This window comes from Pseudarthrobacter chlorophenolicus A6, assembly GCF_000022025.1.
Lineage (GTDB): Bacteria > Actinomycetota > Actinomycetes > Actinomycetales > Micrococcaceae > Arthrobacter > Arthrobacter chlorophenolicus.
Genome location: NC_011886.1, coordinates 1877006 through 1901329, shown reverse-complemented (window position 1 = coordinate 1901329; position 24324 = coordinate 1877006). Strand labels below are relative to the sequence as shown.

The following is a 24324-nucleotide window of genomic DNA, read 5'->3' as shown; positions in this document are numbered from 1 at the left end:
GGATTCTCAGGCCTTGCTGCTCCCGGGTCCCGCCAACGCACCATGAAGGACTTGGAACCATCCTTTTGGGTGCGGGTAGCGATGCTTGCAATACGAAAAACGGTACGCTCGTGTTCACACTCTTGGCGTTTTTGTACACACTCAACCGTCCAACAAGCCGCTGACCAGCGGAAACACTGTGCCCGAGGTGGGACTCGAACCCACACACCTTTCGATACCGCATTTTGAGTGCGGCGCGTCTGCCAATTCCGCCACTCGGGCGCGGAATACGCGAAGCAGGAGAGATACGCCCACAGCTGATTGTGAGCAACGCGATCGCTTCACGTACGCGGAATTACTCTACATGCAGATAGGCTGAAGTCCAGAATCGCGCCGCCGTTGCCGCAACCGTACCCATGCTGGCCAAGTAACAACCGCGGTGGCACCTAAGATAGTGATGTCCCGCCGTACCCCTCCAAGGAGATCCCGTGACTGAACAGACGGAGTCCAAATCCACATCCCAGCCGGCGCGCCGCGTCATTGTGGCTGAGGATGAAACCCTCATCCGCCTCGACATCATCGAGATCCTGCGCGGCGAAGGCTACGACGTTATCGGCGAGGCGGACAACGGCGAAAAGGCCGTGCAGCTCGCCGAGGAACTCAAGCCTGACCTCGTCCTGATGGATGTCAAGATGCCCGTCATGGACGGCATCTCGGCAGCCGAAAAGATCGTGAAGGCACGCATTGCCCCCGTGGTGCTGCTCACCGCCTTCAGCCAGAAAGAACTGGTCGAGCGCGCCCGCGACGCCGGCGCCATGGCCTACGTGGTCAAGCCCTTCACGCCCGCGGACCTCATCCCCGCCCTGGAGATCGCGCTCTCCCGCCACGAGGAGATCAAGGCCCTCGAAAGCGAGGTGTCCGACCTCCAGGAGCAGTTCGCCACCCGCAAGCTCGTGGAGCGCGCCAAGAGCCTGCTCACCACCAAGATGGGCCTCACCGAGCCCGAGGCCTTCCGCTGGATCCAGAAGACGTCCATGGACCGCCGCCTCAGCATGCGTGAGGTCGCCGAGACCATCATCAATCAGGTCAACTAGTCGGGCCAGGCCCGGAGCGATTACGACGACGGGCCGCACCAAAGCGAAAAGGACCCCTGCCAACCGGCAGGGGTCCTTTTCCGTCCAGAAGGGCTAGGCCTTCTTCTTCTTTTCCGGCCAGGGGCCGAGCTTCTCCTTGTTGCTGGTGACTTCTCCCGCACGTGTGGAGTCGGCGAGGTCGCCCACCTTGTGCACCTTCAGGGAGTTCGTCGAACCTGCCTTTCCGGGAGGCGAACCGGCGGCGATAACCACCAGGTCACCGTCCTCGACGAGTCCCATGTCCGAGAGGCTGCGGTCCACCTGCGCGGTCATCGCATCGGTGTGGTCCACCATCTGCACCAGCACCGGCTGGATACCCCAGGTCAGGGCCAGCTGGTTCCAGACCTGCTCCACCGGAGTGAACGCAAAGACCGGCTTGATGGGACGCAGGCGGGACAGGCGGCGGGCCGAGTCACCGGACTGTGTGAACGCACAGATGTACTTGGCATCCAACTGGTCGGCGATCTCGACGGCGGCACGGGTGATGGCGCCGCCACGGGTCTTGGGCTTGGTCCCCAGCGGGGGAACGCGCTCCAGGCCGTGGACCTCGGTGGACTCGATGATCCGCGCCATGGTCTTGACCGTTTCAATCGGGTACTTGCCCACGCTGGTCTCACCGGACAGCATGACGGCGTCGGCGCCATCGAGCACAGCGTTGGCGCAGTCGGATGCCTCGGCGCGGGTGGGCCGCGGGTTGTCGATCATGGACTCGAGCACCTGCGTGGCCACGATGACCGGTTTGGCCCAGCGGCGGGCCAATTCGATGGCACGCTTCTGCACGATCGGAACTTCCTCCAGTGGAAGTTCCACACCAAGGTCGCCACGGGCCACCATGATGGCATCGAACGCGTCGACGATTTCCGGCAACTGGTCCACGGCCTGCGGCTTTTCAATCTTGGCAATGACCGGTGCGCGGCGGCCTTCCTCGTCCATGATCTCGTGGACGCGGGTGATGTCAGAGGCGTCCCGGACGAAGGAGAGCGCCACCAGGTCCACGCCGCGGCGCAGTGCCCAGCGGAGGTCGTCCTCGTCCTTTTCGCTCAGTGCGGGAACGTTTACGGCCACACCCGGAAGGTTGATGCCCTTGTTGTTAGACACCATGCCGCCCACGGTCACCTCGGCAACGACCTTCACGTCGTCCACCTTAACGGCACGCAGCGCCACCTTGCCGTCGTCGATCAGGAGGGCGTCGCCCACTCTGACGTCTTCGGTCAGGGTCTTCAGGGTCGTGGAGCAGATTTCCTGCGTGCCGGGAACGTCTTCGGTGGTGATGGTGAAGATGTCACCGACGGCCAGGGCGTGCGGGCCGTCAACAAAGCGGCCCAGGCGGATCTTGGGACCCTGCAGGTCGGCCATGATGGCAACCGGCTTCCCCAGGTCCGCGGCGGCCTTGCGGACGTTCTCGTAGGTGTTGTCGTGCACGGTGTAGTCGCCGTGGCTCATGTTCATGCGGGCAACGTCAACGCCGGCTTCCAGCACCGCGAGGGTGTTCTCGTAACTGGCGATGGCCGGACCGAATGTCGCCACAATTTTTGCGCGTCTCATATACCTACCCTATTGGTCACTTGCATTGGTTAAGTTGTCGAGGAGGTGAACCCTCCATGCACCGCTGGAGGACGGCGGCTAGAGGACAGCGATGGCGCGGTCCGTCGGCGCCACCGGCGCCGGCAGGATGGTGCTGCCCATCAGGTACTTGTCCACTGCCGCAGCGGCTGCGCGGCCTTCCGCGATCGCCCAGACGATCAGTGACTGGCCACGTCCGGCGTCGCCGGCAACGAAGACGCCCTCGGTGTTGGTCATGTAGTAACCGTCGCGGGACACGTTGCCGCGGCCGTCGAATTCGGCCTTCACCTGTTCGGTGATGTTGGCAGGCTCGGCGCCGGTGAAGCCCAGCGACAGGAACACCAGGTCGGCGGGGATAATCCGCTCGGTGCCGGCCTTGGGCAGGCGTTTGCCGTCAACAAATTCGGTTTCGGCAACCTTGACGCCGGTCAGCTTGCCGTCCTCCCCCACAAAGGAAACGGTCGAAGCGAGGTACGTACGCTCGCCGCCTTCTTCGTGGGCGCTGGCAACTTCGAACAGGGTGGGGAACGTGGGCCACGGCTGGTGGCCGGCCCGCTCGGCCGGCGGCTGCTTGCCAATGGCCAGCGTGGTCACAGATGCAGCGCCGTGCCGGTGCGCCGTGCCGAGGCAGTCCGCTCCGGTGTCGCCGCCGCCCAGGATCACAACATGCTTTCCCTGCGCATGGATCTGGTCCTCGATGGACTCCCCCGCCACCACGCGGTTGGCCGGAACCAGGTAATCCATGGCGAAGTGCACGCCGTCCAGGTCGCGGCCCGGGATGGGCAGGTCGCGCGGAACGGTGGCGCCGGTGGCGATGACTACGGCATCGTACCGGCGGCGCAGCTGCTCCCAGGTGACGTCGGTACCAACAGCCACGCCAGTGCGGAAGCGGGTGCCTTCGGCCTTCATCTGCTCAAGCCGGCGGTCCACCTGCTCTTTTTCCATCTTGAAGTCGGGGATGCCGTACCGCAGCAGTCCGCCAATCTTGTCGTTCCGTTCGTAGACAGCCACGGTGTGGCCCACGCGGGTGAGCTGCTGGGCAGCGGCCAGCCCGGCAGGGCCGGAGCCAACGACGGCCACGGTCTTGCCGGTGAGCCGGTGCGGCGGCAGCGGGTTGACCCAGCCGTTGTCGAAGGCCTCATCGATGATGGAGACCTCAACCTGCTTAATGGTCACCGCGGGCTGGTTGATGCCCAGCACGCAGGACGCCTCGCAGGGGGCAGGGCAGAGCCGGCCGGTCCATTCCGGGAAGTTGTTCGTTGCGTGCAGGCGCTCGATTGCTTCCTCGCCCTTGTCCCGCCAGGTGAGGTCATTCCATTCAGGAATGAGGTTGCCCAGCGGGCAGCCCTGGTGGCAGAACGGAACGCCGCAGTCCATGCAGCGGCCCGCCTGGGCCTTCAGGGTGCCCTTCTCCTGGGCCTCGTAGACCTCTTTCCAGTCCATGATGCGGACGGGAACGGGACGGCGCGGCTGGGTTTCACGCTGGCGTACTTTCAGAAATCCGCGTGGGTCAGCCACCGGTCACCTCCAGGATTCGAGACCAAACTTCTTCGCCGTCGGGGTCAAGGCCCTCTTCGATGGCGTCAAGACGGGTTTGCAGCACGGCCGCGTAGTCGCGCGGCAGCACCTTGGTAATGCGGGCAACGGTGTCATCGAAGTTCTCCAGCAGGCGCGCGGCCAGCTGCGAGTCGGTTTCCTCGATGTGCTTCACCAGCAGCCCGTGGACGATGTCGCGGTCTTCGGCATCCAGTTCGCGCAGCTGCAGCTCACCGGATTCGAGGGCCTGCTTGTTGACGCGGGTGGTCCGCAGGTCCAGCACGTAGGCGGTTCCGCCGGACATGCCGGCACCGAAGTTACGCCCGGTGCGGCCCAGGATCAGCGTCTGGCCGCCGGTCATGTACTCGCAGCCGTGATCGCCAATGCCTTCGACGACGGCGGTGGCACCGGAGTTGCGGACCAGGAAGCGTTCGCCCACCTGGCCGCGCAGGAACAGTTCACCGCTGGTGGCACCGTAGCCGATGACGTTGCCGGCGATGACGTTGGTCTCCGCCTTGAACACGTTGGTGCGGTCCGGGCGGACGATGATCCGGCCGCCGGAGAGGCCCTTGCCCACGTAGTCGTTGGAATCACCGAACAGCCGCAGGGTGATGCCTGCGGGCAGGAACGCGCCCAGTGACTGTCCGGCGGTGCCGTTCAGCGTGATGTCGATCGTGTCCGTGGCGAGCACGTCGGTGCCGAATGCCTTGGTGACGGTGTGGCCCAGCATCGTGCCCACCGAACGGTCGGTGTTGATGACGTCCACGGTGATCTTCACCGGGCTGCGGTCCGTGAGCGCTTCGGTTGCCATGGTGATCAGGCGCTGGTCGAAGTGCTTGTCCAGCTCGTGGTTCTGGCCCGTCATGTTGCGCAGCGGCGCGTCGTCGTCGAACTCCAGGCCGTGCAGGATCGGGTCCAGGTCCAGCCCGTCGGCCTTCCAGTGGTCAACAGCCTCGCGGGTGTCCAGGACCTCGGCGTGGCCGATGGCCTCCTCGAGGCTGCGGAAACCGAGCTCGGCCAGGATCTCGCGGACTTCCTCGGCCAGGAACTCGAAGAAGTTGACCACGAACTCGGGCTTGCCGCTGAAGCGGGCCCGCAGTTCGGGGTTCTGGGTGGCAACGCCCACCGGGCAGGTGTCCAAGTGGCAGACGCGCATCATGATGCAGCCCTCCACTACCAGCGGAGCGGTGGCGAAACCAAACTCCTCGCCACCAAGCAGCGCGGCGATGACAACGTCGCGGCCGGTCTTGAGCTGGCCGTCGACCTGGACCACCACGCGGTCGCGCAGCCCGTTGAGCATCAGGGTCTGCTGGGTTTCGGCGAGGCCGAGCTCCCAGGGAACACCGGCGTGCTTCAGCGAGTTCAGCGGCGAGGCGCCGGTGCCGCCGTCGTGTCCGGAGACGAGTACGACGTCGGCCTTCGCCTTGGTCACGCCGGACGCCACGGTGCCGATCCCGACTTCCGAGACAAGCTTCACGTGCACGCGGGCCGAGGGGTTGGCGCGCTTGGCATCGTAGATGAGCTGCGCCAGGTCCTCGATCGAGTAGATGTCGTGGTGCGGGGGCGGCGAGATGAGTCCCACGCCGGGAGTGGAGTGACGGGTCCGGGCCACCCAGGGGTAGACCTTCTGCGCCATTAGCTGGCCGCCTTCGCCGGGCTTGGCGCCCTGGGCCATCTTGATCTGGATGTCGTCTGCATTGGTCAGGTAGAGGCTGGTCACGCCGAAGCGGCCGGAGGCGATCTGCTTGACGGCGGAACGGCGCTTCGGGTCGAGCAGGCGGTCCACGTCCTCGCCACCTTCACCGGTGTTTGACTTGCCGCCCAGTTGGTTCATGGCGATGGCCAGCGTCTCGTGGGCCTCCTGGGAGATGGAGCCGTAGCTCATGGCTCCGGTGGAGAACCTCTTGACGATGCTGGAGACGGGCTCCACTTCCTCGAGCGGAACTGCGGGGCGCTCGTTCTTGAACTTAAGCAGGCCACGCAGGGTCATCAGGTTGGTGGACTGGTCGTCCACGCCCTTGGTGTAGGCCTTGAAGATGTCGTAGCGGCGTTCGCGGGTGGCGTGCTGCAGCCGGAAGACAGTCTCCGGGTTGAACAGGTGCGGTTCACCGTCGCGGCGCCACTGGTATTCGCCACCGCCCAGCAGCGGGCGGTGCGGCTGCTCGATGCCGCCCTCGGGGTAGGCCATCTGGTGCCGGGCGGAAACTTCGGCGGCGATGACGTCGAGGCCCACACCGCCGAGCTGGGAGTGGGTTCCGGCGAAGAATTCGTCCACCAGGTCCTGGCCCAGGCCAAGCGCTTCGAATGTCTGCGCACCGGTGTAGGAGGCCACGGTGGAGATGCCCATCTTGGACATGATCTTGAGGACGCCCTTGCCGAGGCCCTTGATCAGGTTGTAGACGCCGTCCTGCGGGGTCACGCCGGTGACGTCGCCCGCGGCGATGAGCTGCTCCACGGATTCCATGGCCAGGTACGGGTTCACGGCGGAGGCGCCGTAGCCGATCAGGACTGCAACGTGGTGCGTCTCGCGGACGTCGCCGGCCTCGACCACCAGGGCGGTCTTGGTGCGGTTGGCGCTGCGCAGCAGGTGGTGGTGCACGGCGCTGACCAGCAGCAGCGACGGGATGGGCGCCCACTGGGCGTTCGAGTCGCGGTCGGACAGCACGATGTACTGCACGCCGCGGTTGATCGCACCGGAAACCTGCTCGCAGATTTCGGTGAGGCGGGCGCGGAGGGCGTTCTCGCCGCCTTCGGGGCGGTAGAGGCCGCGAACCTTCATGGACAGGCGGTCGCCGTCGGGGCTTTCGATGTTGGCGATCTTGGCGAGCTGGTCGTTGTTGATCACCGGGAACGGCAGCTGCACCTGGGGCTGGCGGACCTGCTTGGTGTCCAGCAGGTTGCCGTTGGGGCCTATCGCGCAGGTCAGCGACGTGACCAATTCTTCGCGGATGGCGTCCAGCGGCGGGTTGGTGACCTGCGCGAACGACTGGACGAAGTAGTCGAACAGCAGGCGCGGGCGCTTGGACAGCACGGCCACCGGGGTGTCGGAACCCATGGCGCCGAGCGGCTCGGCACCGGTGCGGGCCATCGGGCCCAGCAGGATCTTAAGTTCCTCGGTGGTGTAACCGAAGGTGCGCTGGCGGATGTTCACGGACGCAGCCGTGTGCACCACGTGCTCACGCTCGGGCAGTTCGTTGAGGTCGATCAGGTTGTCCTTGACCCACTCAGCCCACGGGTTGGCGGCGGCCACCTCGGCCTTGACCTCTTCGTCGTCGATGATCCGGCCGGCGTCGGTGTCCACCAGGAACATCTTGCCCGGGGACACACGGCCCTTCTTGACCACGCGGGAAGGCTCGACGTCGATCACGCCCACCTCGGAGGCGAAGACGATCAGGCCGTCTTCGGTGATCCAGAAACGGCCGGGGCGCAGGCCGTTGCGGTCCAGGGTGGCGCCCACCAGGTTGCCGTCAGTGAACGACACTGCAGCGGGGCCGTCCCACGGTTCCATCAGCAGGGAGTGGTACTCGTAGAATGCGCGGCGGGCCGGATCCATGGTGGCGTGGTTTTCCCAGGCCTCGGGGATCATCATCATGATCGAGTGCGTGATGGGGCGGCCCGAAAGCCACAGCAGCTCGGCTACCTCGTCGAAGGACGCGGAGTCGGAGGCGCCGGGGGTGCAGATGGGGTACAGCTCTTCGGGCGAGTCGCCGAGCAGCGGGTTGGCCAGCTGCGACTGCCGGGCGCGCATCCAGTTGCGGTTGCCCTTGACGGTGTTGATCTCACCGTTGTGGGCGATGGTCCGGAACGGCTGCGCGAGCGGCCAGGACGGGAACGTGTTCGTGGAGAACCGCGAGTGGACGATTGCCAGCTTGGTCTTGAAGCGCTTGTCCGAGAGGTCCGGGTAGAACGGCTCGAGCTGGGCCGTGGTGAGCATGCCCTTGTAGACGATGGTCCGGGAGGACAGCGACGGGAAGTAGACGCCGAACTTGTTCTGGGCACGCTTGCGGATCCGCCAGGCCCGGGAATCGAGTTCGTTGCGCTCCAGGGTCTCGCCGGTGGCGGAGGCGAAGAACGGCTGGGAGAAGTAGGGCATGCAGGCGCGGGCCATGGCACCGACGAGGTCGGCGACCACCGGCACTTCGCGCCAGCCGAGGACGGTGAGGCCCTCGTCGGCGGCCAGGCCCTCAATGCCGGCCTTGGCGGCGTCGGCCTCGCGCTGTTCAGCCGGAAGGAAAGCGGTGCCGGCCACGTACTGGCCGGGTGCCGGCAGCTCGAATTCGGTGACGGCCCGGAAGAACTCGTCCGGAATCTGCATCAGCAGGCCCGCGCCGTCACCGGTGCCCTCGTCGGCGCCTACGGCGCCGCGGTGCTCGAGGTTGCGCAGCGCCGTGAGCGCGGCGTCGACGATGTCATACCCGGGCTCGCCGCGGAGGGTGGCGATAATCGCAAGACCGCAGGCGTCCTTCTCCTGCTCCGGGTTGTACAGCCCGGCGGCCTCCGGCAGGGACGCGAAGCGCTTGAACGGCGACATGGCGGCCTCGGGCTGATCCGGTTCGGACCAGCTGGGAGTGTGAAGAATTTGGGTCATGGGAGACGTCCTTCCTCCTGATCGTGCGTATGGAAGGGACAACGTTGGCCCCACTCGTCGGCGCCGCTGTGATGGGCACAACAAAGTGTTATTAACTGGAAATTGTAGGTCAGCCCGGCCTGCTGAACTAACGGTTACGCAGGCCCCTGCCCAAGGCCGCACCGGACAGCAGCTCTATGTTGTCCAAGTTCGGCCCCATGCCACGACATTGTGGTTTCGGGCTCTTCGAGCGGTGGCTCTGCTGCCCTGCCTTGGCCGGCGCCCTACTTGCTGCTGCCGGCTTCCGGTGCCGTTCCGGTGGCTGTGCTGCCGGAATGTCCGGTAGCCGCTGCGTCCGTGTCCGGCTTGCTGCCGGCCGGTGCTGCCTGGACCTTTTCCGCGGGGACGGAAGCAGGCCTGGAACCGCTTTGGTTATCAGGGAGATTATCACGCGATTCACTATCTGAGACAACAGGGTCCGCATCACGGACCTGTTCATCCGTTCGCGTGGCGTCTCCCGTCGCGTCCGCGTCCGCGGGTTTTTCCACCGCCCGGTCCGCTGGCTTCCGGCCCGGAAGGTACACCGTGTCCGGCTCCGTGCGCTTCTTCAGGCCCAGCAGGATGAAGGCCGCCAGCGCCACGACGAAGACCAGGATGCTGGTCCAGACGTTCAGCCGCGTGGTGATGCCGAACAGCGAAACCTGCTCGGCGTCGTCAATGCGCATGGCCTCAATCCACACACGCCCCAGTGTGTAGTACATGGCGTAGAGCCAGAAGAGCCGGCTGCGGCGGAAGTTGAAGCGGCGGTCCAGCACCAGCAGGATCACGACGCCGGCAATGTTCCACAGCGATTCGTACAGGAACGTGGGGTGGAACAGGGTGTCCGCGGGGACGCCCGCGGGGAAGTTCGGGTTGTCCGCATCGATCTGCAGTCCCCAGGGCAGCGTGGTGGGACCGCCGAAGAGTTCCTGGTTGAACCAGTTGCCCCACCGGCCCAGCGCCTGGGCCAGCAGCAGTCCCGGGGCTGCGGCGTCCAGGAAGGCGGAGAGCTTGACGCCGCTGCGCCGGCAGCCGATCCACGCGCCGATGACGCCAAGCACCACGGCACCCCAGATGCCCAGTCCGCCGCGCTGGATCTGCGGAATCAGCGACAGGTCGCCGGTGCCGTCGAAACCAGGGCCGAAGTAAGCGTCAGGGGATGAAAACACGTGGTACAGCCGGCCGCCGATGATGCCGAACGGGATGGCCCAGATGACGATGTCCCAGACGCTGCCCTCCGGGGCTCCGCGCTTCGCCCAGCGGACGGACGTGAGCCAGAGGCCGGCAATGATGCCGGCCAGGATGCACAGGGCGTAGGCATGGATGCGGAGGGAACCCCACGGCAGGGGAATATCGAATCCGGACCAGCCGGGGCTGGGGATGCTGGCGGGAACCAGGGTGGGCGCCAGCTCGGCGGCGGCGAGGAGGGTCTGCATCCCCTTAGGCTTCTTCCCCGGCGTTGCCGGTTTCCCGCGCCAGGCCCGTGCTCAGGTCCTTAGTGAGGGCGGCGACGGCGTCAACACCGCCGTCGCGGACGGCTGCCACCAGCGCGGTGCCCACGATGACGCCTTCGGCGTACGCAGCGATCTCGCGCACCTGCCCGGCGGTCGAAACACCCAGGCCAACACAGACACGCTCGGCGCCTGCCGCGTGGGCGGCGGACACCACGTCCTTGGCGGCAGAACTCACGGAGGTGCGTGCGCCGGTGACGCCCATGATGGATACGGCATAGACAAAGCCGCGGCTGGCGTCGACGGTGCGCTGCATGCGCTCGGAGGTGGAGGACGGGGCCACCAGGAACACCCGATCCAGGCCGTACTTGTCGGACGCTTCAAACCATTCGGCGGCCTCATCCGGGATCAGGTCCGGGGTAATGAGCCCTGCTCCCCCGGCCTCGGCGAGCCGACGGGAGAATTCGTCCACGCCCATCCGGACCACGGGGTTCCAGTAGGTCATGACCAGGACGGCGGCATCAGTCTTGCTGGTGATGCCTTCCACCACGTCGAAGACCTGCCGGACGTGGAAGCCGTTGGCCAGGGCCTCGGTGGTGGCGGCCTGGATGACCTGGCCGTCCATCACGGGGTCTGAGTACGGGATGCCGATCTCGATCAGGTCGGCGCCGTTCTCGGCCAGTGCGATGCCGGCGGCAATGGTCTGCTCCACCGTGGGGTACCCCGCGGGGAGGTAGCCGATCAGTGCGGCGCGGCCTTCGGCGCGGGCCTTGTCGATGGCTGCCGCGGACTTGCTGGTGGTCTGCGCCTTGTCGGCCGCCTGTGCGCTGCTCACAGCTGTTCCCCTTCTTTGCCGATTTCCGATTCGGCGGAATCCTTGTCCAACAGGTCGAACCATTCGGCGGCGGTGGCCACGTCCTTGTCACCGCGTCCGGAGAGGTTGATGATGACGATCTTGTCGGCGGCGGTTTCGCCGCTTTCGGCCGCTTCGGCGGCGAGCCGCTGGCCCACCTTGATGCCGCCGGCCAGGGCGTGCGCGGACTCGATGGCGGGGATGATGCCCTCAGTGCGGCACAGGACGCGGAACGCGTCCATCGCCTCACTGTCGGTGATGGGCTCGTAGCTGACCCGGCCAATGTCGGACAGGTAGGAGTGTTCCGGCCCGACGCCGGGGTAGTCCAGTCCGGCGGAGATGGAGTGGGACTCGATGGTCTGGCCGTCGTCGTCTTGCATGAGGTAGGAACGGGCACCGTGCAGCACGCCCGGCTTGCCGAGCGTGATGGTGGCGGCGTGCCGTCCGGTTTCCACGCCGTCACCGCCGGCTTCGAAGCCGTAGATCCTGACGGACGGGTCGTCGAGGAAGCCATGGAAGATGCCGATGGCGTTGGACCCGCCGCCGATGCAGGCGCAGACGGCGTCCGGAAGGCGTCCGGTCTGCTCAAGGATCTGGGCGCGGGCTTCCTCACCGATGACTTCGTGGAAGTAGCGGACCATGGCGGGGAACGGGTGGGCGCCTGCGGCGGTACCCAGCAGGTAGTGGGTGTTCGCCACGTTGGCCACCCAGTCGCGGAGGGCCTCGTTGATGGCGTCTTTCAGGGTCTGCGAGCCGCTGGTCACGGGGATGACCGTGGCGCCGAGCAGCTCCATGCGGGCCACGTTGAGCGCCTGCCGGCGGCAGTCCTCGGCACCCATGTACACGACGCACTCAAGGCCCAGGAGCGCAGCTGCAGTGGCGCTGGCAACGCCGTGCTGCCCGGCTCCGGTCTCGGCGATGATGCGGGTCTTGCCCATCCGCTTGGCCAGCAAGGCCTGCCCCAGGACGTTGTTGATCTTGTGCGAACCAGTGTGGTTCAGGTCCTCGCGCTTGAGGAAGACGCGGACTCCCCCGGCGTGCTCCGAGAAACGCTTCGCTTCGGTGAGCAGTGAGGGCCGGCCGGAGTAGTTCTTGTTCAGGTCCGCGATCTGGGCCCGGAAATCCGGATCGTTCCTGGCCTTGTCGAAGGTTTCCTCGAGCTCGTCCAGGGCAGCGATGAGCGATTCAGGCATCCAGCGTCCGCCGAAGGACCCGAAGTACGGCCCCGGGGCGTGCCGGAGGGAGCCGTCCTGCAGGAATGCGTCTGCGGCTTTGTTGTCAGCGTTTCCTGAAGGTGCGTCGGCCATCAGTCCCGTCCTGTTCCAGTAGTTCGATCAAAGTATGGGTCCGGGCTGGGCCGCCCGGACTGTTGTACCGTCTCCGCGGACCGGCTGCTGCAGCCCCGCGGGCTGCGGGGAGGCGCGTGGCGGTCAGCCCCGGGCCGCGATGGCAGCTGCACCTGCGGCGGTAAATTCCGCAATGCGCTCCAGCGGCGTGGAATGGCTGACCAGGGCCTCGCCCACCAGGATGGCGTCGGCGCCGCTGGCGGCGTAGTGCGTGACGTCGTCCACGCCGCGGACCCCGGACTCGGCTACCACCACTGTGCCGGCCGGAATACGGCCCGCAAGGGAGGCGAACACGGACCGGTCGACGTCGAGCGTCTTCAGGTTGCGCACGTTGACGCCGATGATGCGGGCGTTAGCCGCGGCGGCGCGGTCGATTTCCTCTTCCGTGTGCGTTTCCACGAGGACGTTCATGCCGAGCTCGTGGCTGAGCGCGCTGAAGTCGGCCAGTTGGGCGTCGGACAGCGCGGCGACAATCAGCAGGATCAGGTCCGCACCATGCGCCCGGGCTTCCCAGATCTGGTACTCATCCAGGGTGAAGTCCTTGCGCAGCAGCGGGATGTCGACGGCGGCGCGGACAGCGTCGAGGTCGGCAAGGGAGCCGTTGAAGCGGCGCTGTTCGGTGAGGACACTGATGACGGCGGCACCGCCGTCGGCGTACTGCCGTGCGAGGGAGGCGGGGTCGCCGATGCTGGCCAGGTCCCCCTTGGAGGGGCTCCGCCGCTTGATTTCGGCAATGACCTTGAGCTGGTCGCGCGACGTCGCCGGACCGCCCAGTGCCGCCCAGGCGTCACGGGCGGGCGGGGCAGCCAGCGCGAGGTCCTTCAGTTCAGCCAGGGAAACGAGCCGTTTCCTGGCCTCCATATCCTCCCGGACACCGGCGTTGATGTCGTCGAGAACAGTTGCCATCAGTGGCCGGAGTTCTTGAGCTTGCTGCCCTCGACGCCGTAACCTGCCTTGCGCATGACGTAACCGAGGAGCAGGCCAACCACCATGACCACGCCACCCGCGATGAAGATGGGGGTGTTGGCGATGACGAAGGCGATGGACATGATGAGTGCACCGACCAGCATGACGATGACGCAGGTCCATGCGGCGGGGCTGTTGCCGTGGCCCAGTTCCTGGCTGTGGTCAATGGCGCCCGGGGCTACCTGGCGGGTGCCGGACTTGGAAACGGACGCAGGTGCTTTGCTCATGGAAAATCTCCTCAGGGTGGATACTGCTTACATTCTGCCATTTTTTGGCCGGTGATCCGGAACCGGCCCGCGGCCCCGCGGACCCGGGCCGGCGGCCATCTGCCGGATCAGGTGGGGTCGTCGCCGCGCGAGAGCCGGTCCCAGCTGTCGATCTCATCCACGGGGCCGCTGGCCGCAGCAGTTCCGGCCACCGCGCGGGCATCATATTTGGTCCGTGTGGCCCAGTGGCGGGACGCCGGAAGGATCAGCAGCCCGCCCAGGGCAAGAAGGCACCCGGCCACGACGGCGAGCACCGGGAAGGCGGTGACCGCCACCTGGGCCTGGGTGCCGGTGACGCCCGTGGCCGCACCGATGGATCCCTGCGAGGCCGCCAGCGGGTCTGCCAGGACGGTGCCCGCCGCAGCGACGATACCGGCCGAGGCCAGGACGATGATGGCAGCAATGATCCAGCGGGCGATCCTGCCGGCGATGGCTGCAGCGAGCCCGCCTGCCAGGGCCACCAGGGCGAGGGCCGTGACCGCGGTGGCAGCCTTGCTGCCCTGGACCTGCAGCGGTTCCTGGCCGGCGCCGGCCTGGCTGGGGTCGAGGGTGACTGTCATCCAGGTCTGGGTGGTGGTGCCGAAGACGGCCAGGGCCAGGACTGCGATGAGCAGCACCACAGTGGACTTCCGCGCCCATGCGGGAGCCGCCGTCCGTGTTTTAACTGCCTGGGGTGCGGGGCTTGGGTCAGGCATCAAGACTCGCCGCCGGGCAGGGACTCGGCCGTGATGTCATGAAGCGAGCCTGCGGTGTGCACTGCCCGCAGCGGAGCGGCCGCTTTGTTGACGGTTTCGAGTGCTTCGGTGGGGTTCACGGAGTCTGCCACGATGCCGCCGCCGGCCTGGACATAGGCCCGGCCTTCCCTGACCAGGGCGGAGCGGATGGCGATGGCCATGTCCATGTCGCCGGCGAAGTCCAGGTAGCCCACCACGCCGCCGTAGATGCCGCGGCGGTGGGGTTCCAGTTCGTCGAGCAGGCGCAGTGCCCGTGGTTTGGGAGCGCCGGAGAGCGTACCCGCAGGGAATGTGGCCTTCAGTACGTCGTAGGCCTTTGCAGCCGGGGACAGCTGTCCCACCACGGTGGATACCAGGTGCATGATGTGGCTGAAGCGCTCCACTTCCATGAACTGGGTGACATCAACGGTTCCGGCAACGCAAACCTTGGAGAGGTCGTTGCGCGAGAGGTCCACCAGCATGAGGTGCTCGGCGCGTTCCTTCTGGTCCGCGAGCAGTTCGTCCGCCAGGGCCTTGTCAGCCTCGACCGTCTTACCTCGGGGCCGGGACCCGGCGATGGGGTGCGTGATGACCTCTTCGCCGGTGACCGTCACCAGGGCTTCGGGTGAGGACCCCACGATGGAGTACTCCCGGCCGTCGGCGTCTTCGAGGCTGAAGATATACATGTACGGGCTGGGGTTGGTGTTACGCAGCACGCGGTACACATCCAGCGCGGAGGCCTTGCACTCCATTTCGAACCGGCGCGAGATGACCACCTGGAACACTTCGCCGTCGACGATCGCTTCCTTGCCGCGGTCAAGGGCTGCCAGGTAGTCATTTTCGTCCCAGCGTTCCTGGACACTGGAGGCAAAGTCCAGTGCGGCGGGGGCAAGCACGGAGACCGGCTGCACCACGGGGGTGCTGACCTTGGCCAGGAGCGCCTTAACCCGTGCAACGGCGTCGTGCCAGGCCTCGTCCACCCGTTCGGTGCTGTTGTCGAAGTTGATGGCGTTGGCGATCAGCAGCACGGTACCGTCCACGTTGTCGTGGACGGCCATGTCGGTGACCAGGTTGAGCGCCATCTCCGGCAGGTGGAGGTCGTCCTCGGGAGGGCTCACCAGCCGTTCCCAGTGCCGCACGGTTTCCCAGCCGAGGAAGCCCACCAGTCCTGATGTGAACGGGGGCAGGCCCTCGAACCGGTCAGTGCGTAGGGCATCGATGGTGTCACGGATGGCGTCCACAGGGCTGCCGTCCACGGGGACGCCCGCCGGCGGTTCGCCCAGCCAGTGCGCCTGGCCGTCCTTGGTGGTGAGGGTGGCACGGGATTTCGCACCGATGAAGGAGTAGCGGGACCATGTACCGCCCACGGCAGCGGACTCCATAAGGAACGTGCCGGGTTGGCCCTGCGCCAGCTTGCGGTACAGGCCGATGGGGGTTTCGGCGTCCGCGAGTACCTTCAGTCGTACCGGAATGACCCGGCTGTGGCCGGCCAGCTCCCGGAATTCCTCAAGGCTGGGGCTGATGGTTCCAAGGTCCTGCATGGCTATGCTTTTCCGCCTGTTCATAGAAGGGCCGGCTGCGCCGGGCGCCTGAAGTTCTGTGGGGAGCCGTACTCCCCTTCTGCCGGGTGGGCCTGCGGCGCGGGGCTCAGTCGGCGGCCGCGGTCACCACGTCCAGGTCCCTGCCGTCGAAGCAGGTCCTGGTTCCGGTGTGGCAGGCGGCACCCACCTGGTCCACCCGCACCAGCAGGGCATCGCCGTCGCAATCCATGGCTACGGACTTAACCCACTGGACGTGGCCGGACGTGTCGCCCTTGCGCCAGTACTCCTGCCGGGACCGCGAGTAGAAGGTAACCCGGCCGGTGGTCATGGTCCGGTTCAGCGCCTCGTCATCCATCCAGCCGAGCATGAGCACCTCGTTGGTGTCGTACTGCTGCACGACGGCGGCCACCAGGCCTGCGCAGTCACGCTTCAGCGCCGCGGCAAGCGCCGCCGGGAGGGGGCTGGCCGGCGCAGAGGTTTCCGGAGCACCCCCGGCAGCGCCGGGCAAGACAGCGCCGGGCAAGGCAGCGCCGGGCAAGGCAGCGCCGGGCAAGACAGCGCCGGGCAAGACAGCGCCGGGCACGGCGGCACCGGTGGTTTGGGCGGTGGTTTGTACGGGGGCAGGCTGCTCAGACATCAGGTCAAGTCTAGTGCCTTGGCCAGAGCCGGACCCGATGTGAACAACGGCACGCCAGCAGCAGGGGCCGCGCTGCCCAACTTCGGGCCTCTCATGCTAGTTTTCCAAGTGATGCATTTCGTCGAACCGTCCCGAGAAGTCCTGGCCGAAACCCTGCTTGCGGCCGGCCCTGACGCGCCCACGCTCTGCAAGGGGTGGCGCACCAGGGACCTCGCTGCGCACCTTTACCTGCGCGAGCGGAAGGCAGCCGTGGGGCTTGGCCTGATCATCAAGCGGTTGGCCAAGGCCTCAGACCAGGCCACCGCAAAGCTGGCTGCGAAGCTGACCAACACCGAGGACTATGCCGGCCTGGTCAATACCTTCCGCGCCGGGCCCCCGGCACTGTCCCCGATGAGCATCAGGGCCCTGGACGAGAGTGCCAACCTGATCGAGTACTTCGTGCACACCGAGGACGTCCGCCGCGCCGTCGACCGCTGGGCACCCCGCGCCCTCGACGAGGCTTACTCCGACGCCCTGTGGGATGAACTCGTCAAGCGCGCAGCCATCCTGTACCGCGGCGTGGACCTGGGCATTGTGCTGGTCCGGCCGTCCGGGCCGCGCCACGTTGCCAAGCGCGCTCCGGTATCGGTTGCGATCGTGGGCGAGCCGGGCGAACTGCTGATGCACGCCCACGGCCGTACCCGCCACGCCCTGGTCACCTTCGAAGGCCAGCCGGACGCCGTCGCGCTTCTCCAGTCGGCAGAAGTCGGCCTTTAACCCACTTGCGCCATCACTTTTGGTCCCCAAAACCGCGTTTTGGGGACCAAAAGTGATAGCGCAACGGGAGGGTTAGCGGACTTCGAAGCCGGCGTTCCTGATGGCGTCCTTGACCTGGTGCATCATGTCGTTGGGGCCCCAGTGGAAGATCGAGGCGGCCAGCACGGCGTCAGCTCCCGCCGCCACTGCGGGCGGGAAGTGGGCAGGTTCCCCGGCGCCGCCCGAGGCAATCAGGGGCACCTTGACGGCCGCGCGGACCATGCGGATCATTTCCAGGTCAAAACCGTCCTTGGTTCCGTCCGCATCGATGGAGTTGAGCAGGATTTCGCCCACCCCGCGGTCGGCTGCCTCTTTGGCCCACTCGATCGCGTCGATTCCGGTGCCGGTGCGCCCACCGTGGGTGGTTACTTCGAATCCCGACGGCGTGGGCTTGGATCCGGGGCGGGTGCGGCGTGCGTCCACGGACAGGACGAGCACCTGGGAACCGAAGTGCCGGGTGATCTCGTCGATGACGTCCGGGCGGGCGACGGCCGCGGTGTTGATGGCAGCCTTGTCTGCGCCGAACCGCAGGAGCTTGTCCACCTCGGCCACGCCCCGGACGCCACCTCCGACGCACAGCGGGATGAAGACTTCCTCAGCGGTGCGGCGGACCACGTCAAAGGTGGTCTCGCGGTTTCCCGAGGACGCCGTGACGTCAAGGAACGTCAGTTCGTCGGCCCCTGCATTGTCGTAACGGTGGGCCAGCTCGACGGGGTCGCCGGCGTCGCGGAGGCCCTCGAAGTTGACTCCCTTGACGACGCGACCTGCGTCGACATCAAGGCAGGGAATGACGCGGACTGCTACTGCCATGGGTACTCCTGGAGAAATCTGCGGTGCTGTGTGGGGTTTCCGGCGCTAAATACGGCAGGCGTGGATGCTGCTGACCAGGATGGCGCGGGCACCGAGATCGTACAGTTCGTCCATGATCCGGTTGGTTTCCTTTTTGGGCACCATGGACCGGACGGCCACCCAGTCGGAGTCACGCAGCGGTGACACGGTGGGCGATTCGAGTCCGGGGGTCAGTGCGGCCGCCTTTTCCACCAGTTCCTTGCGGATGTCGTAGTCCATGAGGACGTACTGGCGGGCCACCAGGACACCCTGGAGGCGGCGGATGAGGACGTCCACTTCCTTGGCGGTTCCGTTGGTTGTCCCGCCGGCACGGCGGATCAGGACGGCCTCGGACTTGAGAATGGGATCGCCGAAGATTTCCATGCCCGCGGCCTTGAGGGTGTTGCCCGTCTCCACGACGTCAGCGATGGCATCGGCGACACCCAGGCGGACGGAGGACTCCACCGCGCCGTCAAGGCGGACCACCTTGGCGTTGATGCCGCGTTCGGCGAGGTAGCCGCGGAGCAGGCCGTCATAGCTGGTGGCCAGGCGCTTGCCTTCGAGTTCCTCGGCGGAGGCAAAGTCGCCCACGGGTCCGGCGAACCGGAAGGTGGAGGCTGCGAACCCCAGGGGCAGCAGTTCCTCGGCTTCCACCTCGGCGTCCAGCAGGAGATCACGGCCGGTGATGCCAACGTCGAGGGTTCCCCGGCCCACGTACACGGCGATGTCGCGCGGGCGGAGGAAGAAGAACTCGATGTCGTTATCCGGGTCCACCATCACCAGCTCACGGCTGTCACGGCGCTGGCGGTAGCCCGCTTCGGACAGCATCGCGGAGGCGGCTTCGGACAGGGATCCCTTGTTGGGGACGGCAACTCGCAGCATGGGGTGTTCTTTCTGGATGGAATGTCTGGGGGTTCAGGCAGTGCAGGCCACAGCTGGACCGGCGGCAGGAGGCGCGCCGGGCCGGTGGCTACAGATGCTTGTAGACGTCTTCCAGGGTCAGGCCTTTGGCGAGCATCAGAACCTGCAGGTGGTACAGCAGCTGGGAAATTTCCTCTGCCGCGGCTTCATCGGATTCATATTCGGCAGCCATCCAGACTTCGGCTGCTTCCTCAACGACTTTCTTACCGATGCCGTGCACACCGGAGTCCAATTCAGCGACGGTGCGGGAGCCTTCCGGGCGGGTGGCTGCCTTCTCGCTGAGCTCAGCGAACAGCGTCTCGAAATTCTTCACGCCCTCCAGCCTACTTGCTGCGGCGCGGCGGGCGCTTCCCGGGCCGTTCCATGACGGACGCGATGTGAGCGAATACACACCGCGCCCGCCCTGGACGCCGACGCCTGCCGGTTTCAGGCGGCTACGAGTACTGCTTCAGGACCACCGCGGTGGCCAGCGCCGCCGTGACGGCCTCGTGCCCCTTGTCTTCCTTGGAGCCGGGCAGTCCGGCGCGGTCCAGGCCCTGCTGTTCCGTGTCGCAGGTGAGCACGCCGAAGCCCACCGGCACCCCGGTGCGGACGCTGACGTCGGTGAGTCCCGACGTCGCGGCCTGGCAGACGTACTCGAAGTGGGGGGTACCGCCACGGATAACGACGCCGAGCGCCACCACGGCGTCAAAGTGCGGGGCCAGGCGTGCGGCGGCTACCGGCAGCTCAAAGCTGCCCGGTACGCGGATGACCGTGGGTTCGTTGATGCCCGCGTCCTTGGCTGCGCGCAGGGCGCCGTCGAGGAGGCCGTCCATGATCTGGGTGTGCCAGCTTGCCGCGACGATCGCCAGCCGGAGCTGCGACGTTTCGGCCGGGTTGAGGGTGGTGAGGTCGATATCTGGGGCGCCGTGTCCGCTCATGGGTGCGAGGTGTCCGTTCAGTCTGGTGGTTCAGTGGTGTGGTCAGGTCAGTCTTGTTCGTGGCGGAACGGACCGTCAGGGCCCGGTACCGGCACGGGGTGGGCCCCGGTGTCAAGCAGCAGCCGGTGTTCCATGCGGTCCTTCTTGGTGCGCAGGTACCGGATGTTCTGCTCGCGGGACGGCACCTCGGTGGGAACCATCTCCACCACCTTGACGCCGGCCTTGGCCAGGCGGTTCTGCTTGTCCGGGTTATTGCTCAGGAGCCGGACCTCGTGCAGGCCCATCTCGGCAAGCACCTGGGCGGCGGCCTTGTAGCAGCGCGCATCCACCGGCAGGCCCAGCTGTTCGTTGGCCTCGACGGTGTCGAAACCGGCTTCCTGCAGCGCGTAGGCCTTGATCTTGTTGGCCAGGCCGATGCCGCGGCCTTCCTGGCCGCGCAGGTACAGCAGGGTGCCGCCGTGTTCATGGATCAGCTCCAGGGCGTAGGCCAGCTGTTCGCCGCAGTCGCACCGGTACGAGCCGAAAACGTCACCGGTGAGGCACTCCGAATGCAGGCGCACCAGCGGCGCCTTTCCGTCGCTGGGCGGGTTGGGCGAACTGACGGCCAGATGCTCCACGCCTGTTACAAGGTCCGTCCATGCCTGCGCCACGAAGTCACCGAATGCGGTGGGAAGCTGCACAATGGGACCGCCGCTGACGGGGTGCGGTGCCCCGCCGTTGCCGGCGTGGTGCTTCCGGTGTCCGTTCTGGCTGTCGTCGCTGGCTGCCGCTGCAGTCATCGCTTCTCCTTTTCTCCGCCCGGAACAGTCCGGACATTCTGATCCAGGCCTCCCCCGGTCCCGGCTTCAAGATACGCCACCAGGTCCTCGATGGAGACCAAAGGGCACCCATGTTCCGCTGCGAACGAACGGAGCCCGTCCAGGCGCATCATCTCACCGTCGTCGTACACCACTTCCGCGATGACGCCGACCGGCTCGAGTCCCGCCAGGCGGCACAGGTCCACCGCGGCCTCGGTGTGGCCCTGGCGCTCCCGCACACCTCCGTCAACCGCACGAAGCGGAAAAATATGCCCCGGGCGGGTTACTGACGCCGGGAGGGCCTGCGGATCCGCCAGGACGCGCGCCGTGAGGGCACGGTCTGTGGCGGAGATTCCGGTGCTGACACCGATGGCGGCGTCGCAGGACACCGTATAGGCCGTGCCTTTGGCGTCCTCGTTGACTGCCGTCATGGGCGGCAACTCCAGGGCGTCAGCCCGCTCGCCCGTCAACGGCACGCAGATGACGCCGGAGCTGTAGCGGATGGTCCAGCCCATCAGCGCGGGTGTGGCGTGCTGGGCTGCGAAGATGATGTCGCCTTCGTTTTCCCGGTCCTCGTTGTCCACCACCAGGACCGGCTTGCCCGCTGCCATGGCGCGGACGGCGTCGTCGATGGAATCCAGGCCTCGGGCGGGAATCACGGCCGGCACTGCTCCGGGTTCCAGGCGCGCTGTCGCGTTCACCGGGCACCGCCCGGTGCTGCCGCAACGGTGTTCCCGGTACCGGCGGCGCCAGCGTCCCCGGTGCTGACGCTGCGGAACGAGAGCAGGCGTTCGGTGTATTTGGCGAGGACGTCCACTTCGAGGTTGACCCGGCTTCCGGTGGTCTTGGTGCCGAGACCGGTCTCGGCCAGGGTGGTGGGGATCAGTCCCACTTCGAACCACGGCTGTTCCTCCGTGGCGGCGCTGACGGCCGTCACGGTCAGGGAGACGCCGTCAATGGCGATGGAACCCTTCTCGGCAATGTAGCGGGCCAGGTTGGCGGGCACGCCGAAGCGGAGCCGTTCCCAGTTGCCCTGCGGCTCGCGTTCCAGGAGGACGCCGACGCCGTCCACATGGCCCTGCACCACGTGGCCGTCCAGCCGCCCTCCTGCGGGGACGCAGCGTTCCAGGTTGACGGCGTCGCCTGCGGCCAGTTCGCCGATGGTGCTCCGGACCAGGGTCTCGCCCATGACGTCGACGCTGAATTCCTTGCCGTCGATGGCCGTTGCGGTGAGGCATACGCCGTTGACGGCGATGGAGCCGCCCAGGGCCAGCCCTTCGGTGGTGCCGGGGGCCCGGAGCCGGACGGTGGCACTGGTGTCGCCGTCCCGCTCGACGGCGAGCACCTCTCCCTGTTCGGCGATTATTCCGGTAAACATCAGTAGCCTCCCTGGGCTTGTCGCGCAGCTTCGCGGGACGGTTGTGGGTCAAGTGCAACGTGGCGTTGCGGTTTCAGGTGAAGTCTCAGGTCGCGGCCGAGCGTCCGCACGGGACCGCCGTCGGAAGCGTCCCATTCCCAGTGCTGGGCGTCCGGGAGGGTGCTGACTCCCAGCCCGTCCAGCGACGGTGTTCCGGAACCGAGCAGTGTGGGTGCCAGGTAGACGATCAGTTCATCCACCAGCCCTGCGGTGAGGAACGCGCTGAGGATCCGTGAACCGCCCTCCACCATGACGTGGCGGGTTCCGGAGGCGTACAGGGTGGTCAATGCCTCGCGCGGATCCCGAGTGGGAAGGTGGACAGCCAGTCCGTCATCGCCCAGGATCGCGGCGTGCTCGGGAATGTCCCTAAGGCCCATGACGGCGCGGACCGGCTGCCTCGCTGCCGGGTTGCCGGAGGCGTCCCGGGCATTCAGGCGGGGATTGTCCACCGCGACGGTCTGGGTTCCCACCAGGATGGCGTCGATGCGGCTCCGGATCCCGTGGTTGTCCGCCAGGGATTCCGGGCTGGAGATCCACTGGCTGGTGCCGTCTTCGGCGGCAATCCGTCCGTCGAGCGTTTGGGCGATGTGGAGGGTGGTGAAGGGCCGCTTTTCTGCTACCGCCTCGAACCACCGGCGGTTCAGTTCGAGGGATTCCGCCGCGGCCAGGCCGCTGCGGACAGAGATACCGGCGTTGCGCAGGGTGGCTGCCCCGCCGGCTGCGGGGTCGTGGGGATCGTCCACGGCGTAGACAACATCGGTGATGCCGGCAGCGATGATCGCTTCCGTGCACGGTCCCGTCCGGCCCACGTGGTTGCAGGGCTCGAGGGTGACCACCATGGTGCATCCGGCAAGGTCCACGCCTGCTTCCCGGGCACGGGCCACGGCATCAGCCTCGGCATGCGCGGTGCCCGCGCCGCGGTGGTAGCCAGTGGCAAGTTCGCGGCCGTCAGGGCTTACGACGACGGCGCCCACCAGGGGGTTCGCGCCGCGCGGCCCCTGCAGGGCTGCTTCGAGCGCGTGTTCCATGGCCTGGACTTCCGCGGGGGTGAAGGGTGCGGCCACCCGGAGTTCGGCGGCCATCAGAGCTTCACCCGCGGGTCCGGAAAGGCGGTCTCCACCGAGGCCGGCTGCTGTTCGTGCCCGGCCGCTGTGCCACCCTTGCGGGAGGCATTCCACCAGACGAAGAATCCGGCGAGGGTGAAGAAGCCGTAGAAGAGGTACATGAAGGCGCTGGCGTAATATCCGGCGCTGAACAGGAGCGGGACACCCACGATGTCCACGGCCACCCACATCAGCCAGAACTCGGTCCAGCCCCGCGCCATGCCGTAGGTGGCCAGGAGCGATCCCACGAAGGTCCAGGCGTCAGCCCACACCGGCGGGTAGGACCCGAGGGTGTCAAACAACGGGGTCAAGGCAGCGGTGCCAGCCACCAGCGAGGCGGCGAGGATGAGGCGGGTCCGGTTGCTGGCCCATTGGGGCACGACGGCGGTGTTCCCGCCACCGGCGCTGCGGCCCTGCTTCCAGCGGTGCCAGCCATAGGCTGCCACGGCGATGAACATCACCTGGCGGCCGGCTTGCCCCCACAGGGTGGCGGGTGTGGCGGAGCCGAAGACGTTGCCCAGGAACACCGTCAGCAGCAGCAGGTTGCCAACAATGCCCACTGGCCAGGCCCAGACTTTGCGGCGCATGCCGCCGAATGCACTTGCCAGGCCGAAAATGTTGCCCAGCACTTCTCTCAATATCAGGACAGATCCCCCCACGGGGATCTGAGCGTCAAAGAGCCATCGCAGGAGGTCCATGTATGTGTCGTTCCTTCCCTGTCAGAACCGCGATGGCTCCGGGGGTATACGACAGCAGAACGCTTCGGAGCCCACGGGCCCCGAAGATACAGCTGTACGTGCTTCTCTCATCCAGACTTTAACTGTCGGTACCGGAATTTCACCGGTTCAACCGTTCGCGGGACTTCTCCTGGCCAGCCAGGAGAAACCACCGGTTCGCGGGTCGCGGACTATCACCGCCGGTTCGGACTTACACCGACCCCGGAGCACGTATGT

The 24324-nt window shown here is 66.7% G+C and carries 22 protein-coding genes, 1 tRNA gene and 1 riboswitch; of the genes, 2 read left to right on the top strand and 21 right to left on the bottom strand.

What is annotated here, in order from left to right; all coding sequences use genetic code 11:
* Window positions 1-179: 179 nt before the first annotated feature.
* A tRNA-Leu gene (locus ACHL_RS08550) sits at window positions 180-261 on the bottom strand.
* A gap of 206 nt (window positions 262-467) precedes the next feature.
* On the opposite strand from ACHL_RS08550, the gene ACHL_RS08545 reads away from it, so the two are divergent.
* Window positions 468-1073 (top strand): ANTAR domain-containing response regulator, encoded by a 606-nt coding sequence (locus ACHL_RS08545; protein WP_015936896.1) that lies wholly within the window; start codon window positions 468-470, stop codon window positions 1071-1073.
* Between the two features lie 93 nt (window positions 1074-1166).
* Here ACHL_RS08545 and pyk read toward each other — a convergent pair whose 3' ends face one another.
* The 11 genes from pyk to hisI form a co-directional block, all read right to left on the bottom strand.
* The gene (gene pyk, locus ACHL_RS08540; RefSeq protein ID WP_015936895.1) at window positions 1167-2657 is read right to left on the bottom strand and encodes a pyruvate kinase; all 1491 of its coding nucleotides are present in this window, start codon (window positions 2655-2657) and stop codon (window positions 1167-1169) included.
* A 78-nt stretch (window positions 2658-2735) separates the two neighbouring features.
* Window positions 2736-4193 carry a glutamate synthase subunit beta gene (locus ACHL_RS08535; RefSeq protein ID WP_015936894.1) on the bottom strand — a complete coding sequence of 486 codons (1458 nt, stop codon included), beginning with the start codon at window positions 4191-4193 and terminating at the stop codon, window positions 2736-2738.
* Window positions 4186-8799, bottom strand: a complete 4614-nt coding sequence (gltB, locus tag ACHL_RS08530; RefSeq protein ID WP_015936893.1) for a glutamate synthase large subunit — start codon at window positions 8797-8799, stop codon at window positions 4186-4188. Before gltB ends, ACHL_RS08535 begins: the two co-directional genes overlap by 8 nt.
* 263 nt (window positions 8800-9062) lie before the next feature.
* The gene (gene lgt, locus ACHL_RS08525) at window positions 9063-10253 is read right to left on the bottom strand and encodes a prolipoprotein diacylglyceryl transferase (RefSeq protein WP_015936892.1); all 1191 of its coding nucleotides are present in this window, start codon (window positions 10251-10253) and stop codon (window positions 9063-9065) included.
* Window positions 10254-10257: 4 nt separating this feature from the next.
* Complete coding sequence (gene trpA, locus ACHL_RS08520; protein WP_015936891.1) at window positions 10258-11103, bottom strand: tryptophan synthase subunit alpha; 846 nt, start codon at window positions 11101-11103, stop codon at window positions 10258-10260.
* A complete protein-coding gene (gene trpB, locus ACHL_RS08515; protein ID WP_015936890.1) occupies window positions 11100-12428 on the bottom strand; it encodes a tryptophan synthase subunit beta in 1329 nt (442 codons plus the stop codon). The genes trpA and trpB overlap by 4 nt, the downstream gene beginning before the upstream one ends.
* Before the next feature lie 123 nt (window positions 12429-12551).
* Window positions 12552-13373 carry an indole-3-glycerol phosphate synthase TrpC gene (gene trpC / locus ACHL_RS08510; RefSeq protein WP_015936889.1) on the bottom strand — a complete coding sequence of 274 codons (822 nt, stop codon included), beginning with the start codon at window positions 13371-13373 and terminating at the stop codon, window positions 12552-12554.
* A complete protein-coding gene (locus ACHL_RS08505; RefSeq protein WP_015936888.1) occupies window positions 13373-13660 on the bottom strand; it encodes an HGxxPAAW family protein in 288 nt (95 codons plus the stop codon). The genes trpC and ACHL_RS08505 overlap by 1 nt, the downstream gene beginning before the upstream one ends.
* A 107-nt stretch (window positions 13661-13767) precedes the next feature.
* Entirely contained in the window at window positions 13768-14394 is a 627-nt protein-coding gene (locus ACHL_RS08500; RefSeq protein ID WP_015936887.1) for a Trp biosynthesis-associated membrane protein, read from the bottom strand.
* Window positions 14394-15953, bottom strand: coding sequence for an anthranilate synthase component I (locus tag ACHL_RS08495; RefSeq protein WP_015936886.1), 1560 nt, complete (start codon window positions 15951-15953; stop codon window positions 14394-14396). Before ACHL_RS08495 ends, ACHL_RS08500 begins: the two co-directional genes overlap by 1 nt.
* A gap of 106 nt (window positions 15954-16059) precedes the next feature.
* Window positions 16060-16590, bottom strand: a complete 531-nt coding sequence (gene hisI / locus ACHL_RS08490; RefSeq protein WP_015936885.1) for a phosphoribosyl-AMP cyclohydrolase — start codon at window positions 16588-16590, stop codon at window positions 16060-16062.
* A 111-nt stretch (window positions 16591-16701) separates the two neighbouring features.
* Here hisI and ACHL_RS08480 point away from each other — a divergent pair, with 111 nt between their 5' ends.
* A complete protein-coding gene (locus tag ACHL_RS08480; protein ID WP_043794572.1) occupies window positions 16702-17346 on the top strand; it encodes a TIGR03085 family metal-binding protein in 645 nt (214 codons plus the stop codon).
* Window positions 17347-17418: 72 nt separating this feature from the next.
* Here the strand turns inward: ACHL_RS08480 and hisF are convergent, their stop codons facing one another.
* The 9 genes from hisF to pnuC all read right to left on the bottom strand — a co-directional run bounded on the left by hisF (window position 17419) and on the right by pnuC (window position 24069).
* Complete coding sequence (gene hisF / locus ACHL_RS08475) at window positions 17419-18195, bottom strand: imidazole glycerol phosphate synthase subunit HisF (RefSeq protein ID WP_015936883.1); 777 nt, start codon at window positions 18193-18195, stop codon at window positions 17419-17421.
* 45 nt (window positions 18196-18240) lie between these two features.
* Window positions 18241-19095 (bottom strand): ATP phosphoribosyltransferase, encoded by an 855-nt coding sequence (gene hisG / locus ACHL_RS08470; RefSeq protein WP_015936882.1) that lies wholly within the window; start codon window positions 19093-19095, stop codon window positions 18241-18243.
* A gap of 88 nt (window positions 19096-19183) precedes the next feature.
* Window positions 19184-19447 (bottom strand): phosphoribosyl-ATP diphosphatase, encoded by a 264-nt coding sequence (locus tag ACHL_RS08465; protein ID WP_015936881.1) that lies wholly within the window; start codon window positions 19445-19447, stop codon window positions 19184-19186.
* Between the two features lie 121 nt (window positions 19448-19568).
* Window positions 19569-20054 carry a 6,7-dimethyl-8-ribityllumazine synthase gene (gene ribH, locus ACHL_RS08460; RefSeq protein WP_015936880.1) on the bottom strand — a complete coding sequence of 162 codons (486 nt, stop codon included), beginning with the start codon at window positions 20052-20054 and terminating at the stop codon, window positions 19569-19571.
* Between the two features lie 47 nt (window positions 20055-20101).
* Window positions 20102-20833: a GTP cyclohydrolase II gene (gene ribA, locus ACHL_RS08455; protein WP_015936879.1), complete on the bottom strand. Its 732-nt coding sequence runs from the start codon at window positions 20831-20833 to the stop codon at window positions 20102-20104.
* Window positions 20830-21552, bottom strand: a complete 723-nt coding sequence (ribB, locus tag ACHL_RS08450) for a 3,4-dihydroxy-2-butanone-4-phosphate synthase (RefSeq protein WP_015936878.1) — start codon at window positions 21550-21552, stop codon at window positions 20830-20832. The genes ribA and ribB overlap by 4 nt, the downstream gene beginning before the upstream one ends.
* Entirely contained in the window at window positions 21549-22229 is a 681-nt protein-coding gene (locus ACHL_RS08445; protein WP_015936877.1) for a riboflavin synthase, read from the bottom strand. Before ACHL_RS08445 ends, ribB begins: the two co-directional genes overlap by 4 nt.
* Entirely contained in the window at window positions 22229-23350 is a 1122-nt protein-coding gene (gene ribD / locus ACHL_RS08440; protein WP_015936876.1) for a bifunctional diaminohydroxyphosphoribosylaminopyrimidine deaminase/5-amino-6-(5-phosphoribosylamino)uracil reductase RibD, read from the bottom strand. Before ribD ends, ACHL_RS08445 begins: the two co-directional genes overlap by 1 nt.
* Window positions 23350-24069, bottom strand: a complete 720-nt coding sequence (gene pnuC, locus ACHL_RS08435) for a nicotinamide riboside transporter PnuC (RefSeq protein WP_015936875.1) — start codon at window positions 24067-24069, stop codon at window positions 23350-23352. Before pnuC ends, ribD begins: the two co-directional genes overlap by 1 nt.
* A gap of 94 nt (window positions 24070-24163) precedes the next feature.
* Window positions 24164-24322: riboswitch (FMN riboswitch) on the bottom strand.
* Window positions 24323-24324: the final 2 nt, after the last annotated feature.